This is a genomic window from Mycoplasma sp. 5370 (genome assembly GCF_054343435.1).
The window spans coordinates 1-18,054 of the sequence record NZ_JBTGVF010000020.1; the positions used below are offsets into that span (position 1 = coordinate 1).

At 24.7% G+C, this 18,054-nt stretch carries 14 protein-coding genes; all 14 read right to left on the reverse strand.

All coding sequences use genetic code 4. The features are described 5' to 3' along the window. Positions 1-62 precede the first annotated feature (62 nt). Positions 63-2,822, reverse strand: coding sequence for a DUF262 domain-containing protein (locus ACXX88_RS03095; RefSeq protein WP_458559562.1), 2,760 nt, complete (start codon positions 2,820-2,822; stop codon positions 63-65). Positions 2,823-2,825: 3 nt separating this feature from the next. Continuing rightward, positions 2,826-3,878 (reverse strand): DUF4116 domain-containing protein, encoded by a 1,053-nt coding sequence (locus ACXX88_RS03100; protein WP_458559563.1) that lies wholly within the window; start codon positions 3,876-3,878, stop codon positions 2,826-2,828. A 1-nt stretch (position 3,879) separates the two neighbouring features. Continuing rightward, positions 3,880-5,268, reverse strand: a complete 1,389-nt coding sequence (locus ACXX88_RS03105) for a DUF4116 domain-containing protein (protein ID WP_458559564.1) — start codon at positions 5,266-5,268, stop codon at positions 3,880-3,882. Then, entirely contained in the window at positions 5,252-6,925 is a 1,674-nt protein-coding gene (locus ACXX88_RS03110) for a DUF4116 domain-containing protein (protein ID WP_458559565.1), read from the reverse strand. Before ACXX88_RS03110 ends, ACXX88_RS03105 begins: the two co-directional genes overlap by 17 nt. Before the next feature lie 257 nt (positions 6,926-7,182). Continuing rightward, a complete protein-coding gene (locus ACXX88_RS03115; RefSeq protein ID WP_458559566.1) occupies positions 7,183-7,572 on the reverse strand; it encodes a PTS-dependent dihydroxyacetone kinase phosphotransferase subunit DhaM in 390 nt (129 codons plus the stop codon). Then, entirely contained in the window at positions 7,572-8,183 is a 612-nt protein-coding gene (dhaL, locus tag ACXX88_RS03120; RefSeq protein WP_458559567.1) for a dihydroxyacetone kinase subunit DhaL, read from the reverse strand. Before dhaL ends, ACXX88_RS03115 begins: the two co-directional genes overlap by 1 nt. After that, a complete protein-coding gene (gene dhaK, locus ACXX88_RS03125) occupies positions 8,174-9,157 on the reverse strand; it encodes a dihydroxyacetone kinase subunit DhaK (RefSeq protein ID WP_436359203.1) in 984 nt (327 codons plus the stop codon). The genes dhaL and dhaK overlap by 10 nt, the downstream gene beginning before the upstream one ends. A 49-nt stretch (positions 9,158-9,206) precedes the next feature. Further along, the gene (locus tag ACXX88_RS03130) at positions 9,207-9,965 is read right to left on the reverse strand and encodes an MIP/aquaporin family protein (RefSeq protein ID WP_458559568.1); all 759 of its coding nucleotides are present in this window, start codon (positions 9,963-9,965) and stop codon (positions 9,207-9,209) included. A 10-nt stretch (positions 9,966-9,975) separates the two neighbouring features. Next, on the reverse strand, positions 9,976-11,493 hold the full coding sequence (gene glpK, locus ACXX88_RS03135) for a glycerol kinase GlpK (protein WP_458559569.1): 1,518 nt from the start codon (positions 11,491-11,493) through the stop codon (positions 9,976-9,978). A gap of 8 nt (positions 11,494-11,501) precedes the next feature. Then, positions 11,502-12,233 carry a glycerophosphodiester phosphodiesterase family protein gene (locus tag ACXX88_RS03140; RefSeq protein WP_458559570.1) on the reverse strand — a complete coding sequence of 244 codons (732 nt, stop codon included), beginning with the start codon at positions 12,231-12,233 and terminating at the stop codon, positions 11,502-11,504. Then, positions 12,226-13,617 (reverse strand): MFS transporter, encoded by a 1,392-nt coding sequence (locus tag ACXX88_RS03145; RefSeq protein WP_458559571.1) that lies wholly within the window; start codon positions 13,615-13,617, stop codon positions 12,226-12,228. The genes ACXX88_RS03140 and ACXX88_RS03145 overlap by 8 nt, the downstream gene beginning before the upstream one ends. Positions 13,618-13,633: 16 nt before the next feature. Further along, positions 13,634-14,791 (reverse strand): type 2 glycerol-3-phosphate oxidase, encoded by a 1,158-nt coding sequence (glpO, locus tag ACXX88_RS03150; protein WP_458559572.1) that lies wholly within the window; start codon positions 14,789-14,791, stop codon positions 13,634-13,636. 231 nt (positions 14,792-15,022) lie between these two features. Further along, complete coding sequence (locus tag ACXX88_RS03155; protein ID WP_436358342.1) at positions 15,023-15,316, reverse strand: HU family DNA-binding protein; 294 nt, start codon at positions 15,314-15,316, stop codon at positions 15,023-15,025. 2,299 nt (positions 15,317-17,615) lie between these two features. Beyond that, the gene (locus ACXX88_RS03160) at positions 17,616-17,942 is read right to left on the reverse strand and encodes a hypothetical protein (RefSeq protein ID WP_458559573.1); all 327 of its coding nucleotides are present in this window, start codon (positions 17,940-17,942) and stop codon (positions 17,616-17,618) included. Between the last annotated feature and the right edge of the window lie 112 nt (positions 17,943-18,054).

Here is an 18,054-nt window from a genome sequence, read left to right on the forward strand (position 1 = left end):
TTTTCTCCTTAAATAAAAACATAAATTTGGTGTCCCAAATTTATGTCCCTGTTTACTCACTACTAGTCTAGTGAGTTTTCTATTTCTTTATTATCACTTTCTTCATTGAATATATCAAAATAAATTTTAAATATTTGTTCGGTTCGTTCTTCAATAATTTCTTGAGTTTCATTTGGTTTATTTAAAAAAGTTAAATAAATATCCTTACCTGGTCTTAGTAGTGTTGTTTCTTCTTTATTATTTTTATCGGTGATTGAATAACCTTTAAAACTATAATTTGAATCACTTATTCTAAAGTCATTAATTGCTATTTTTTCTTTTTTTTGTAAATTATCTTGTAAAGAAGAGTTATCCACTTTTGTTAGTAAAATTCCATTACCAAGCTGTTGTATATTTTTATTTATATCATTATTATTTTCGTTATCTTTTAAAAGAGATTGAGGTATTGCGTGTTCATAAGAATAATCATCATCATAATTAATAAAATTATTTTCGTTAGCATCACTATTGTAAGTGTTTTTTAATCCATTAGAAAAATGTGCCATTATTCTTCTTAAAATTATAAATTTTTCAGTGTTATTTTCTATTCAACCTCTTTTTTCAAATTCTTTTTCCATTTCATTATTTTTTTCGTTATTTTTTATAATACTTGTTCATTTTGAAGAAAAATCTGAAAATTGCAGTTGTTGATTTAATTCTTTTAAAACGTTTTTAAATTTTTCTATTTTGTTTTCTTTTGATGTATCTTGATTTTCTAATATTTCTAAAATTTTTTCTGCAAATTCAATTAAATATTTTCTTCCTCAATGTTTATCAAAACAGAATCAAGTTCAGTTTAATGATAACTTTTCAAGTTCATATAATAATTGACTAGCTAATTTTAAATTTTCTGTATTACCATCGAATATTTTTAGAGATTTAATTATAACGAATATAGGATAAACAAAAATATCTTTAGTTGATTTTCTTGTTATATGTCTTATTTGTTCTCTAATAAAATTTAAATTTTTTAAACTATCTTTTAATTGATCTAAAAAATTAGTATATCTTATATTATCATTTGAAACAGAGTTATTTTGCAAGTTTGTTTTTATTGTATCTATATCTAATTTTTTATTTATAATAAATTCAAATATGATAAAGTCTTTTAATAAAATTTCCAACAATAGTTCAGAATAATTTTCATTACTTTTTTTATTTTCTAAAATTTTATCTAAAATGTCAGAAAAGATTTTTTCTTGATAAACTAAACTATTTGAATTTTTTTCTTGTTTATATTTTATTTTATAAAACACTTTTAAAGAATATAGAAATTTTTCTAATAATTCTTTTATAGTTTTATTTTCTTTTTTATTTTCATATCTAAAATATAAATTTCAAGTATTTTCATATATTTTTATACTATCTTCAACAAATTTATCTTCTTCTTTTTCTTTTGGTTCTAACTTTAAATATAAATCATTTTTGAAAATATCTAAAATCTCTAAAGGTTTTGTGTATAAATTGATATTTTTAAATATATTGCTTGTTTCAAAAAAATCTGAAAGTTTTATTTGTGTTAAATTTAATGCTATTTTAGTTAGGAAAAAATTAATTACTTTTTTAATTTCTTTTATTTCTTTATTTTTATATTTATCTTCAATTCATTCACAAATTCAACTAAAGGCATTTTTTATATGATTATTTTCATCTTTTGTTCATTTTACTAATATTTTTGCTAAAACAGAAAGTGAATTGTTTTGATTTTCTTCACTTTCATCTGAAAAATTTAAAAAAGAAAGATTTATTTTATTAGCATCATCTGAGTTTTCTAATTTAGCTGCTTTATATGAATATAACTTAGCAAAAGCAATTAAAATTAAGAAAAAAGTTATACTTCTTTGCTGACCATCAATTATATTCAAACAATCATCATCATCTCTAGTTAATATTATATTATTTAAGAAGATTTTGATGAACTCTGGTTTATCTGTATTATCTGAATTATTACTCTTATAAATCATTTCTAATAGTGCTATTATATTGTCTTTATCTCAAGAATAATCCCTTTGAAAAATAGGTATTCTTATTTTTCGTTTTGAATAATATGATAAATATTCTTTTATATTAATAAAATTTGAAATGATTCCTTTTTTATTTATTTCTTTAAATTCTATATCTTTAGGTTTATTCTCTTTAGAATTTAAAAATTTTCAATATTTTTCATCTAATGGATTAATTTTTATTCAATCAATTTCTTGAACTGTCTTTTCGATTTTTTCACTTGTATTTGATTTTATTATAGAATCATCAGATTTTAATTGTTCTAAAAAGTCTTTTAAAATTGTTGTTCCTTTATCATTTTGCTCTTTAATAATGGTATTTCAAAATTTTGAAGAAAAATCATCTCTTTTTCTTCATTCATTATTTTGAGCAATTAAATTATTTATATAATTTTTAAATTCTTTTTCTTCAATTGATTTTAATAATTCAGGATTAATTTTATATTTTGAAACATTTTTTTCTTGTTGTTCTAATTCAATAATCATTTTTAAAGCAATTAATGGAATTTTATATCTTTGAAAAGTATTATCTCAATAAATATTTTTATTATTAAAGTTTTTGTTTTTTATTTTAAGTTGTTTATCTGGAATTCTTTCAATATAAAATTTTGTTTTTGAGTTTGCTTTATCTATTTTTATTTTTTCAGTAACTAAAATATCTTCTTCTGTAACTTGTAATTCTCATAGTCTTTTAAAAAATAAATAAAGATCTTCTAGTAAAGTTTTTGTTCCACCACTAAGAGATGTTTTTGCTAATAATTTAATTTTATTGTCTTCCATATTTTAATTATCTCCAAATAGAATCGTTAATAAATCTTTTCTTTTTGAGCAAATCTTTTTTACTTCTTTTATAAAATGTTCATCATTTTTAAATTGAGGCAAAACAAAGTTAAAAATTAATGGATTTAATGTAATTAGTTCTAACATAAAATCTTTATTATGTATCAATTCTGAATCTAGAAAATAAATAGTGGTTGCATATTCATAAAATTTAGATAATACTTCAAGTATGTTTTTATTTTCAAGTTCAATTCAGAATTTGTCTGTAATTGCTTTTTTAATTATTTGTTTATTATTTCTTATTCTTTTTGAAGCAAGATTTAAATATTTCATTCCATTATCAATAGCTGCATTGATAATATCTTCATCATTTTTTAACTCATCTGAAGCATATTCAAGAGCAAATCAATTATTGTTAATAGCTTCTAGTATTACTTCTTTATCATTTTTGAGTTTATCTGAGGCATATTTAATATTTAATCAATGTTTTTTTACTTCTTCTAAAATAAATACTTTATTATTTTTTAAGTTATCTGAAGTATATTGTAAGGCATGATAACCATATTTTGAAACTAATTCAAGCATAAATTCTTTATTGTTTCTCAAACAATAAGGTATATATTTAAATGCTTGTTCGTTATTTTTAATAGCTTCTAAAATTATTTCTTTATCATGCTTAATTTCTTGTGAAGCAGCATATAAATTAATTCCATTTAGTTTTACTGCTTGCAGCATTACTTCTTTATTGTTTTTAAAATGATTTGGAATTAATTCAATAGATAAAACATCTTTTTTTAATAAATTTAAAATAAACTCTTTATTATTTTTTAATCTATCTGAAATAAAGAGAAAGATTGCTTCCATATATTCATCTAGTGATGATAAAATGAATTCTTCATTGTCTTTTATATCAGAAGATAATAAAGAAAAATAAAAGGAATTAGTTTTAATTGCTTCTAAAACAAATTCTTTATCAGTTAAAGCATTTTCTTTTTTTAACTGTATACCTAATTTTTTTAATCTTTCTTTTTCTTTTTTAAAATCTATATTATTCATATTAGTCCTTTTTTTTACAAGTATTTAGTGAAATACTTTGCAATTTTTGTTTAATTAATTCTTTAATTTCTAGATCATTTTTTAACTCTACAGGTATAAAAGGGAAAATATAAGGATTTAATTCTAATGCTTGTAAAACAAATTCTTTGTTAGTTTTTAGTTCATTAGGAATTGATTCAAAATTTCTTTCATGATATTTAATAGAAGGTAAAATAACTAATTCTTTATTATTTTTTAATTCTTTTTTCAATTCTTCTGAAGCATATTCAAAAGCTTTTCAATACTCTTTAGTAGCTTCTAAAACAACTTCTTTATTATCTTTCAATTCTTTAGAAGCATATTTTAATGCAAGACCATCTTTTTTAACAGCTTCTAAAACTATTTCTTTATCGTTTTTGAAGTTATCACAAGCATATTTTAATGCCTGAGCATCTTGTTTAATTGCTTCTAGCACTACTTCTTTATCATTATTAAAATTATTAGCAAATTTTAATGCAAGACCTGATGTTTTAACTATTTTTAAAATAAATTCTCTATTATTCTTTAAATTATGTGAGGCATATTGAAAACTTTTACCAACGTTTTTAACTGCTTCTAAAACTATTTCTCTATCATTTTTTAGTTCACCTGAAGCATATTGTAATGCTCAAGCAGATTCTTTAATTGCTTCTAAAACTATTTCTTTGTCATTTTTGAAGTTATCTGAAGCAAATTCTAATGAAATACCAGATTCTTTAACCGCTTCTAAAATAAATTCTTTATCGTTTTTTAAATTATCTGAAGCATATTTTAATGCATAACCAATTTGTTTAACTGCTTCTAAGACAACTTCTTTATCATTTTTTAATTCTTCTGAAGCATATTTTAATGCATAACCAATCTGTTTAACAACATCTAAAACAAATTTTTTGTCGTTTTTTAAGTCATCAGTAGCATATTTTAAATTCCTACTAACTTCTTTGTTATTTTTTAAATCACCTAAAATAAATTGTAATAAATAACCACTTTTTTCTTTAACTGCTTCTAAAATAACTTTTTTCTGGTTTTTAAAGTAATTAGAATTGTATTCATAACTTGATTTAACTAAATTTAAAACAAATTCTTCGTCATTTTTTAGTTTATTTGAAGTATAAAATAAAAATCAAAAATTTTTTGTTTTCTTAATTAATTTATTTATGAAATTTTTATTTTCTTTTGCTTTGTCTGATAAAAACGAAAAATATAACCCTTTTTCACTGTATCCTATTTTTTCATTAGTTAAGACATTAAAAACAAATTCTTCATCAGTTAAAGCACCTTCATTTTCTAATTTTAAACCGAATTCTTTTAATCTTTCTTTTTCTTTTCTAAAATCTATATTTTCCATATTTTTATTATTTTTCTCAAGCATTTAATACAATATTTTTCATTTTTTGTTTAAATAATTCTTTAATTTCTAAATCATTTTTTAATTCTGCTGGTATAGAAGCAAAAACATAAGGATTTACTTCTAATGCTTGTAAAACAAATTCTTTATCGTTTTTTAATTCACTTGAAATTAGTTCAAAATTTTCAGTCATTCTTCCAATAGCTATTAAAACAACTTCTTTGTCGTTTTTTAAGTTATCAGAAGCATATTCAAAAGATTCATTATCTTTTTTCAATGCTTCTATAACTATTTCTTTATCATTTTTTAACTTATCAGAAACAAATTCTAAGACTACACCTTTATTTTTTACAGCTTCTAAAACAACTTCTCTATCGTTTTTCAAATTATTTGAAGCATATTGTAAATCAAATCCTGCTTCTTTTATTGCTTCTAAAATAAATTCTTTGTCATTTTTTAATTCACTTGAAATGAATTGAGAATTTCATTTGTTTTCTTTTAATTCTTTTAAAAGAAATTTTTTATTATTTTTTAAGTTATCAGACCCATATTCAAAATAAACATCATCTTTATTTCATGCTTCAAATTTTTCTATTAGTTCTCTAGTTTTAATTAAAGATTCATAATATGCTAAATTAAGCTTTGCTTCTTTTATTGCTTCAATAACTTCTTTATCATTTTTTAAGTTATCAGAAGCATATTCAAAATCAAACCCTGCTTCTTTTATTGCTTTTAAAATAAATTCTTTGTCATTTTTTAGTTCATTTGAAATATATTTAGAATTTGAATCACTTTCTTTTAAAACTTTTAAAATAAATTCTTTATCGTTTTTTAAATTATCAGAAGCGTATTTTAATGTTCCTATTTCATTTTTAACTGATTCTAAAACTACTTCTTTATCGTTTCTCAAGTTTTCTGAAGCATATTTTAATGCTCCAACTTTATTTTTAACAGCTTCTAAAACTATTTCTTTGTCATTTTTTAAGTTATCAGAAGCGTATTCTAAATCAAACCCAGCTTCCTTAGTTGCTTCTAAAATAAATTCTTTATTATTTTTTAATTCATTTGAAATATATTTACAAAATAAAGTGTCTTCTTGTAAAGCTTCTAAAATAAATTCTTTATCGTTTTTTAAGTTATCAGAAGCATATTTAAAATTGCTAAATCATCTGGTAAGTGCTTCTAAAACTATTTCTTTGTCATTTTGTAATTCTTTTGAAGCGTATTTTATTTCTCCTCCATTATTTTCAACAAGTTCTAAAACAAATTCTTTATTATTTTTCAAGTTATCAGAAGCATATTGTAATCCTCAATCATATTTTTCAGCAAGTTTTAAAACAAATTCTTTATTATTTTTTAATTTTTCTGGCATAAAAAATAGAATATTTAAATCATCAGTTAGATTAATATAATTATCTATCCAAAACATATAGTCATCTATACTGTCTTCAATTTCTTGTTGTTCTTTTGGCAATTCTTGATTTATTTCTTCTACAAAAACTACAATATAAAAAATAATTTCTGGTGTACTTACAGCTTTAGTTAAAAATTCTGAATTACTCATTTCTTTTTCTTCGTTTAAATTTAAACCTATTTTGTTAAATGCTTTTTTAATTATTTCTATTTTTTTATATATTTTTCTAAATAATTCTTTTTCTTTTGTAAAATCTATATTTTCCATATTATTCTCCTTTAATAATAGTAAAAAACCCTATTAATTTGTTTAATAAGGTTTTTATATAATTTAATTTTGCTGTATTATAAAATTTGAATGAAAAATTAGCAAATAAAAATTTGCTAAGATATATATATATATATGAATTATTTTAAGAGATAGTCCTTTTTCATTTTTCATTTTTCTCCTTAATACTTTTTAATTATATCATTTTTTGGTTTTAAAATAGAAAAACCCACTATAAAGTGGGCTTAAAATTAAGGTTATTTTACAATTTGTTCTTCACTTGCTGATACTACAGAGTCAAAATTCGCTCCTGAGTTTGCAAGCACATAAGCAGAGAAACAATTTTCAACAATAGAACCATGGGAAACGTGAATTTGTTTGTCACTTACCATACTGATAATTGCTTTTGCACTTAAAGTAGCAGAACCTAAATCAGAAAATATTACTATTTCCTTGATATCATTGTTTGCTTCGATGATTTCAAGTAGTTTCAATGGTTCTGTTCCTAAATCTTGTCCATCATTAATTCCACCTAATGCTTCTATTTTGATATTATTTTCATCAATAGGAAGCATTTTAGTTAAGTATTCTTTAATTGTTTGTGCTAATTTATTGTAATGAGAAATAATAATAAATAATTTCTTCATTATAATCCTTTAATTAAATTTTTAATAATAATATAACTTGAATAAGAACCTGGATCAATTGTGCCAGATGATCTTTCTTTTAAGTATGATGCTCTTCCTTTGGTTGCAACTAAATCTTTAGTATTTTGCACTAAAGAATAAACATAATCAATTGTTGCATCAAATTCACTTGCATCTAATGTTTCTTTTGAAGTTAAATAAGTTTCAAGTGGTTTTCAAACATCATACATTGTTTTTTCATTTAAAGTTACTTTTCCAAGCATTTCAAGTGATTTAGCAAAACTTGAAACTAAAATTTTAAATTCATTAAATGTAAAAGTTTCATGTCCTTTTAGTGCATTAGCAGAATTCATAAATGCCATTCCATATAAAGGACCAGAAGCCCCTCCTACTTTTGACATTAGTGATCTTCCAACTAAAGTTAAATATGTAGATAAATCTACTTGTTCAAAATGGATATTAGAAACTTCTGTAAATCCTCTAACCATATTAAATCCATGATCACCATCACCAATAGTTTGATCTAAAGTAGAAATATAATCTTCATTTTCTTTTAACTCTTTAGCAATGTTTTTCATTGCATCAGTTAAATTAGAATAACTTATTTTCAACTTTTCACCTCTGTTGGTTCATCTAATAATGATTTAAGCTCATCATCTAGTTTAAGTAAAGAAATTGAAAATCCTTGCATTTCAAGTGAAGTCATAAAATTCCCAACATGAGAACTATAAATAGAAACATTTTTAGTTGCTAAATAATCATGAATATCGTTAGTTGCTATAAATAATTCCATTTCAGGTGTTCCACCTAAACCGTTCACCATTAAAGCAACTTCTGAGTTTTTATAGTCATAATCTTTTAAAATTAAATCTAACATTTCTTTAACAATTTCTTTTGATGATTTAATTTTTTCTCTTTTAATTCCTGGTTCACCATGAATTCCAAGACCAAATTCAATTTCATCTGCTGCTAATGAAAATGATTCTTTTCCTGTTGTTGGAATATAAATAGAATTAAGAGAAATTCCAAATGATCTAACATTTTGAATTACTTTTTGTGCTACTCTTTTTACTTCTTGTAAAGAAGCTCCTTTTTGAGCTAATGCTCCAGCAATTTTGTGTACAAATACTGTTCCAGCAATCCCTCTTCTTCCAATAGTTCAAGTGGAATTTTCTACGGCAACATCATCATCCACTAATACAGTTTCTACATTTTTACCATTTGCTTGAGCTAACTGTTGTGCTATTTCAAAGTTTAGTTTGTCTCCTGTGTAGTTTTTAATAATTAATAAAGTACCGTTTTTTGAATCTAAAGCATTTATTGCTGCTTCAACTTGATCTGGTGTAGGAGATGTAAATACTTCTCCTGCAACAGCAGCACTAAGCATACCATTACCTACAAATCCCATATGTGCTGGTTCATGACCGGAACCACCACCTGAAATTAAAGCAACATTATTTTTATTAAATTCAGTATTGTAAATAACATTAAAGTTTTCAACCTTTTTAACTTTTTTATTAGTTTTTACAATCCCATTAATCATTTCTAAAACTATGTCTTCTTTTTTATTTAATATTTTTTTCATATAATAAATTCCTTTATTGATTAATTATTTTATTTTTATAAGTTAGTAATTAAGCTGCAACTGGAATTAAAGCTAAAGCACCAATAATTACACCTGCTAATGAAGGAGCGACAACTGGAATTCATGAGTATGATCAGTTTCCTCCAACATGTTCGCTTTTTCTATTTGCTAATAATGTTTTTTCCATTAAAGCATAAACCATTCTTGGACCTAAATCTCTTGCTGGGTTAATTGCATAACCTGTTGATGAACCAAGTGAAGCACCAACTGCTACAACAATTAAAGTTACTGGAACTGGACCAAGTGATGCTAATCCTATTTTATTTCCACCTTTACCAAATGCTAATATTAATCCAACAAGTAATAATGTTCCTACTAATTCATAGGAGAAATTAAAAATAGTTGCTTTTTCTTTATTTGCAAAAGCAGGTCCTGTACAGTGTACTCCTCTTAATGTACCTAAATCTGTTTCTTGAATGTGTTTTCAGTTAATGAAGTTTAAAAGCATTTGTCCTGTCATTGCACCTAAAATTTGCACAGGAATATATGTTAAAATTAATGGATCACTTAACTTGCTACTTACAGCAACAAAAAATGTGACTGCTGGATTTAAGTGAGCAGAACCACCAAGAGATAATGAAACTATTACCCCTGTAAATACAGCTAAACCTCATCCTAAAATGATAACGATTCATTTTCCAGATTGGTTCGCAAACATCCTCTTCATGGAAACGCTGTATCCAACACCGTTACCAAGAAGAATTAGAACTAAAGTTCCTAAAAATTCTGATAAAATATCTAATCTCATTACTTTTCTCCTATTCTATATCTTTTGTTCAATTTAAAGTTTTTTTAACAGCTGTATCTCAACCTTTGATTAAAGCATCAATTTCATTTTGTGCTAATTGTGGTTTAAATACTTTGTCAATTTTGTTTATTTTTTTGATTTCTTCTAGATCTTTTCAGTAACCAACAGCTAATCCAGCTAGATATGAAGCTCCTAAAGCTGTAGTTTCGATATTAGAAGGTCTTTCTACTTTTAAATTAGAAATTGAAGATTGGAATTGCATTAAGTAATTTGAATTTGATGCTCCTCCATCTACTTTTAATAAGATAATTGGTTTTTGTAAATCTTTTTCCATTGCTTTAATTAAATCGTTTGATTGGTAAGCAATCGCATCAAGAGTTGCTTTAATTAAGTGTTCTCTTTTGGTTCCTCTTTCTAAACCAAAAATCGCACCTCTTGAATATGAATCTCAATAAGGAGCTCCAAGTCCTGTAAATGATGGAACCATATATACTCTTTGATCATCATTTACAAGTGAAGCAAAGAAGTCTGATTCTGCTGAGTTATATAAAATTCTTAATGAATCTCTTAGTCATTGAATTGCTGCTCCAGCAATAAACACCGAACCTTCAAGAGCATAGACTGTTTTGTTGTCTCCAAGTTTTCAAGCAATTGTGGTTAGTAATTTATTTTTGCTTTTAACTGGAGTGTGTCCTGTATTTACAAGTGTAAAACATCCTGTTCCGTAAGTATTTTTAACCATTCCTACTTCTGTACATAATTGTCCAAAGAGAGCTGATTGTTGATCTCCTGCAACTCCAGTAATTGGAACTTGTCCTTTAGCTTTGTTTGATCAGTGATGTGAACTAACAATTCCATAGTGTCCGGATGAAGATTTTACTTCTGGTAAAATTTCTTTTGGAATTTCAAGTAAATCTAAAATTTCTTGATCTCAGTCTAAAGTGTGAATGTTAAATAACATAGTTCTTGAAGCGTTAGAAACGTCAGTTGCATGAACTTTACCATCAGTTAATTTTCACATTAATCAAGTGTCAATTGTTCCTGCAAGTAATTTTCCTTCTTTTAATTTTGTTTTTGCTTCTTCTACATTTTTAAGAATTCAACGAATTTTTGTTCCACTAAAATATGGATTAATAATTAATCCAGTTTTATCACTAAAGAAGTCTGATAATCCTTTTTCAATTAATGTTTCACAATAATCTGTTGTTCTTCTATCTTGTCACACAATCGCGTTATATACAGGTAATCCTGTTTCCTTATCTCATAAAACAACTGTTTCCCTTTGGTTTGTAATCCCTAAAGCGACAATATCGTGGGATTTAATTTTTGCTTTGTGTTTTGCACTTTGCATTGTTGAAAGTTGTGTATTTCAAATTTCTAATGGATCATGTTCCACTCAACCAGATTTTGGGAAGTATTGTGTAAATTCACTTTGACTACTTGCTTTAATATTTCCATCATGGTCTACCACTAATGTTCTACAGGAAGTGGTACCTGAATCTAATGTGATAATAAATTTATCTTTCATTTTTCTCCTTATTTGTTTTTTTCAAATTTGTAATTACTAATTTGAGCATAAACAATTTTATCGTTTAAATATTCGTTGTATTTTTTTTGATCTTTAAGAGTTCATAACATTAAAGGCATGTTAATTTTTTGATAACGTTTTTTATCTTTATCATATAAAACCGTTCAAGGATTTAAGAATTGACACACTTGTTTCATTTCTTCTATAGAAACTGATTGGAATTGAGTTTCTGTTCAAAATAGAAATCCAAGTTGGTATTTTGAACTTAACTTGCGCATATTTCTAAGTGTTTGAAAGTTAAAAGATGAAAAAACTATTTTTTGAAAATATGCTTGTCCATATTTGTTTGCAAGTTTGTGTAATTCTTCTTCTATTCCTTTATATTCTTTTTGATCAGTTTTAATTTCAACATTAATAATTTTAAATAAATTTAAGTATTTATCTAAAAATTCTTCTAATGTGAGTATTGTTTGTTTTCTTGTACTTTTTTTAAAAAAGAGGCTGTGATCATCTTTTTTAAGTTCTTCCAAAGTACAAAATTCAATTTCTTTTTTAGTTAGTGCTGTTCTGTTTGTTGTTTCATCATGGATAATAACTAATTTTTTATCTTTAGTCAAATGAACATCAAGTTCAACACCATCAAAATTGAATTGATAAGCCATTTCAAAGGCTAATTCGGTATTTTCTGGGGCAATTGCAGAGTATCCTCTGTGTCCTAAAATTAATTGTTTGTTATGCATTTTCTAATGTTCTCCATCTGTAGTTTGTTTTACCTAATTTTTTAAGTTCAATTGTGTTAGCAATATGCACAGCAAGTCCTGCAAGTAGTCCAAGAAGCGCGATTGCCAATGTAATAACTAAAATAATTTGGTAACCTTGTATTGAAGTATTATCTGCTCCTGCTGGTGTGTAATATTTACCAACTGCTCCTGTAATTTGGTATAGTCAAGCATCTGTTGAAAAACCAATAAAGGAAAGAACAGCAACACTTGAAGCATAAGAATTTTTTTCTAAGTGAATTTCACCAATTTGAGCATATCTTAAAGTAACCATTGCTCATGAAAGAATTCCTGCTAATAGATAGAGAATTGAACTGAAAACAATTACTCAAACATTTGCTGATTTTGGAACAAAACCAAGTAAGATTATTGCTCCAAGTAGAATAATTCCAATTCCTGTAACAATAATTAAGAAAAGAACATATGATCTAAATTTATCAGCTCATCTTCCTATAAAGGTGGAAACTAATGTTCTTAATCCATAAGTTCTAATTCCTCCTAAAATAGTCACAAGAATCGCTGGTGCTAAGTATCCATTTTGCATTAATTGAATTAAATAGTAAGCAAAAACACTTTGAAATGTATACATACCCATTACAAAAATTGATAATGCTCATAATTTTCAATTTTTTAATGCTTTAAAAACAGAAATTATACTTTTTTTCAATCTAGCTCATGAAGCTTTTTCTGTATCTTTATCTTGTTTTTTCTCTGGAACAAGAATTAGTACAAAGATTGATGTAGCAACTAAAAAGGTTGCAATTAAGAAAGCATAAACAGCAAAAGGTATTGCACTTCCATTTGCTCTTGGAACTCATACATTAGTAACTAATAGTCCTAATAGAAATACAAAGAATAAACCGATAATTCCGTTTGCTGTTCCTTGAATTCCATATGCTAAGCCTTGATTTTCTTTTGTTGTTTGTTGTGAAACAAGTTTTCATAAAGGTGTTCAGAATACAAGAGTAGAACTAACACCTCATAACGCTCAAATTATTGAATATTGAATAAATAATGAATTTGGATTTAAACTTTTTGAATTTCAAATTGTAGCTCCAAATCATAAAGTTATTGCTCCTGTTGAAAAGACAGCGATAGACAACAACCATCTTGAACTGAACTTATTGGCTAAAAAACCGCCAGGAAGTTGAGTAATTAGTGTTACATAACCAATAATTGATGTTAAAGTAGCAACTTGATCTTCTTTAATGTTTAAGTATTCGTGTAAGTTTGGAATGATGTTTTTAATATAGTATGGTGCTGCTATTACAAAAACATCAGAAGCCGCTAAAATGATTAAGGCAATAATTTGTCTTCAGGTTAAACCTTTTAATTTAGCTAACATTTTGCCCTCCTAAAATTTAAAATCTAACTGTATATTTAGGATTAAAGTTTTCTTTTTTAGTTAATTTTAGTCCTGATTCTTCAACTAATTTTGCAATTTCAATAGCAATTGCAGGTGCTGAGGCAATAGCTGGTGATTGCATTCCAGCTGCGTTAATAAATTTTTTGTTATCTTTAGCAGATCTAATAACAAAATCGTTTGTTTCTACATCAATAGGTCTTGAACCTGCTAAAGTCATAATTGTTTTTTCAAGTCTAATTGAAGGAATAATTTCTTTTCCAATTTCTCCAATATAGTCAAATTTTGCTTTTGTAACAAGTCTTGTTTCTTCTTTTGGTACACCTTCTTCAGCAGTAGGTCCCACTAAAACATGTCCATCAAGCATTGGTGCAACAATAACACCTTTTCCGTGAATTGTAGGAACTTTAAAACAAATTGAGTTTACTATTCCACCTTCACTACGTGCTAAAATTCTGTATTCTCCACGTCTTGTTGTTTGTTTAAAGTCGCCATATCCTGCTTTTTGTGCAAGGACATCTGCATAGTGACCAGCAGCATTAATTACAACTTTTGAATGTAATTTTTCGCCACTTTTTAAAGTGATTTCAAATTCATCATTTACATATTTAATATCTGTAACTTCAGAATTGTTTTTTAATGTTGTACCATTTTGTTCACTTGCTCCAAGAAAAGCATATGTCGCTCTTACTGGATCAATTGCTCATGAACTTGTGCATAAAAGTGCTCCATGAACTTTTGGATTAACATTTGGTTCTTTTTTTAGTACTTCTTCTTTAGAAAGCACTTTTAAAAATTCTTTTGGAACTTTATTTGTTAAACCTCTATCATATAACATATGTACATGCTTCATTTCTTCTTCATTAAAAGCTAAAATTAATGAATCAACTTGTGCTCTTGGAAAATCTAAATCTTTAAAAATTTTCTCTCTTCATAACTGATTTCCAAGAACATTTAGTTTAGCTTCGATTTTTCCTGGTTCAGGATCAAAACCACCATGTATTGCACCTGAATTTCCTCTGGAAGTTTCATCTGCAAATACTGGATTTTTTTCTAATAATAGATTTTTCATATTATATTGAGACAACTCATAAGCAATCGAAGCACCTATGATTCCCCCGCCTATAATAATTACATCGTATTTTTCGTTTTTCACAATACCACCTCCCAATTTTTGTGGTAATAATATTATATATAAAAATTGATAAAAATTCAAATTTTTCTTTTATTTGTTCAAAAAATATTATTTAGAATGAACAAATAATTTTTTTATTTGAAAATTACTTAAAAAAATGGGCAAAATAAGTGTTTTTGATTTTTTGATAAAAATAAAAAACATAAACCATAAATACAGTTTATGCTTATTTAATAAATATATTGATATATTTTATGATTTAAAGTCTACTAAATCACGTAAATATTTTGATGGTTTGTATTTAATTGCTCTTTTTTGTGGAACAACTTGTTCTTCACCTGTAAAACTATTTACAATTTTTCTTTGTGATCTAACAACAGTTGAGAAGATTCCAAAGTCAGCTAATGTAACTTTTTCTTCTGCCAATAATTGTTCTTTTAAAACAAATAACATTGTTTCTAAAATATGATCTAGTTGTTTTGGACTAACTTTTAAATTTTCATCTAATCTATCAACTACATCGTTTATAAATTCTTTTTTTGTCATATTTTCCTTTAATTTGCTTTATTTTATAAAATTTAAATATATATAATTTTATACTAAAAATATATTTTTATAGATATTTTTATAAAAATATTAATAATTAGTTATTCTAATTTTATACAAAAATTAAAAATATATCAAATTTTTATTGTTTTTTTATTAAAACAGAAGAAATTTGTTATGCTTCTTTTGTTAATATAAAGTTTATTTTTTTAAATTTAAATAATGTTTTTAAAGATAATGTTTTTTATTTAAAAAAATTTCTACAAAAAAATTGAACACATTGCAAAAAAGTGTTATAATAATAGTATAAATACATTTTCACAATCCTAATTAATTAAGATTAACTTAATTAATGAAAAAACTCCATTTTGTCGGAATGGAGTTTTTATATAAGGTTGTGGAAAATGTATTAACTTTTTTATAATTTAATTAATAGTAAAATTATAATCAATAAGATTAAAATTCTCTCCACTTTTGAACCTTTATTTTAAATACATTTTTCACCTCCTTATGTGACTAAATTATTAGTCACATTTTAATATTACCACAGAATTTATTTTGTTACGAAAATACGGAAAAAATCGGGATTTTTGGTTTGTTTTTCCTAAAATTTTGTTCCATTTTAATTAAAATTAATTTATAAATATTATGATTATTTTTTATCTCTTTATTTTCGATAAAGAAGAATCTTTTTTCAACATTGAAGAATTAAAACTTAGTTATATAAAATTTATTATTAATTATGTTTTTATTTATTAATTATTTTATTTGTTTTATTGCAATTATAATTTATAATTAAATCAGAATTGATATTTAAATCATCTATTGTTTTAAGATCATATTCTAAAAAGAGTAATGGAAAGTATTGTTAAATGTTTCTAAAGGATCTTTCCACATTTGGTTTATGAGTAGGAACACTGCTAGAAATTACTTTTATGCCCCTTTTTTCCATTTCTTTGGTTAAATTTGTTTCGGAATTCTGGGTTTTATAAAACTTTTTTCTTTTATCAGCAAAAATATTGTGGTTTTTAATATTTAGCAAAAATCATTTCTAACAGTTTTATGTCATTTTGGTTAGTTTCCTATCTGTTAAAATGAGTAGCTAAAAAACCAGTGCTTGCATCTATAGCATTGTAAACAAAATTTTTTTGATCATCGTTAGGTACAAAAATTCATAGCAAGCATTCGCTTCTACGATTTCACCAAATTTTAAAGATTCTTTAAGCACGATTTTCTGTTGCTTTTTTTATTTTTATTATTTTTATAAAAATTTTAGAAAAAGTGCTACAATAATATTATAAATACATTTTCACAATCCAAATTAATTAAGATTGACTTAATTAATGAAAAAACTCCATTAATTGCAGTAATGGAGTTTTTATATAAGGTTAGTGGAAAATGTATTAATTTTTTCTATAATTTAATTAATAATAAAATTATAATCAACAAGATTAAAATTCGTTCCACTTTTCAACCTTTATTTTAAATACATTTTTCACCTCCTTATGTGACTAAAATATTAGTCACATTTTAATATTACCACAGAATTTATTTTGTTACGAAAATACGGAAAAAATTGGGATTTTTGGTTTGTTTTTCCTAAAATTTTATTTCATTTAATTAAAATTAATTTATAAATATTATGATTATTTTTTATCTCTTTATTTTCAATAAAGAAGAATATTTTTTCATCATCAAAGAATTAAAACTTAGTTATAATATCTGATTTACTTTTGGCATTAGAAACAAAAAATATTTTAATTATTATTATATATTACTAACGATGGCATTTTGATTAATAATTTGCAAATTTTTTATAAAAATTTTGGAAAAAGTGCTACAATAATAGTGTAATACATTTTCAGATTCCCAATTAATTAAGATTAACTTAATTAATGAAAAAACGCCATTTGGCGTAATGGGAGTTTTTATATAAGGTTGGTGGAAAATGTATTACATTACTTTATAATTTAATTAATATTAGAATTATAATTATTAAAATTAAAATTCTCTCCACTTTTTTTAACTAAGTGGAATAATTTTCTCGGTGTTACCACCGAGAAATTTTTTAATTTTAAAAGAAAGGACTTTCATCTTTTTTATTTTTTTTGAAATTGATTGAATACTCTCAATTTCATAATTCACTATGGTCATTAATGATTTTTAATAAATTTTAATATTGTCTAAAGTCCATTATTTCTTTCAGTATTTTTTTCATTTTCTCTCCGCTCTTTATTTCTGATATTTTAAGTTGTCTCCGGACTTTATCTCCGTTTCTTTCTTTTGTTTCCGGTAATTGTTAATTTGTCTCCATTTTTTTAAAATAGTCAATAAAATAAGTATCTAAAATGTCTTTATTAGGTGCTTTTTTAATTAACTTTTTAATTGTTCTAAATTTTGCTACTTTGTAATACAAAGCAAATGCTACGCTCTCTTGCTGTTCTTCTGTAAGGTGGTATTTCTTGCTTCATTTTCTAAATGTCTTTTTTTGTTTGTCATTTAGTAAAAAGTCCATTCCTAGTTCTTGCTGATTTTCTTTTAACTCCTGCTTTGCCTCTTTGATTGCTCTTCTCTCTATGCTTTTTTCTGTATCTTTGCTGATTTTGATATATTTATTTTTAAACATTACAAGCAAGGAAACAAATGCAAAATATGCCCGTTCATTGATGTACTTCTCTTTTAACCTAAATTTTTACTAAATTTCTATACTTAGTTAATTTTATTGTTTAATTCATCTA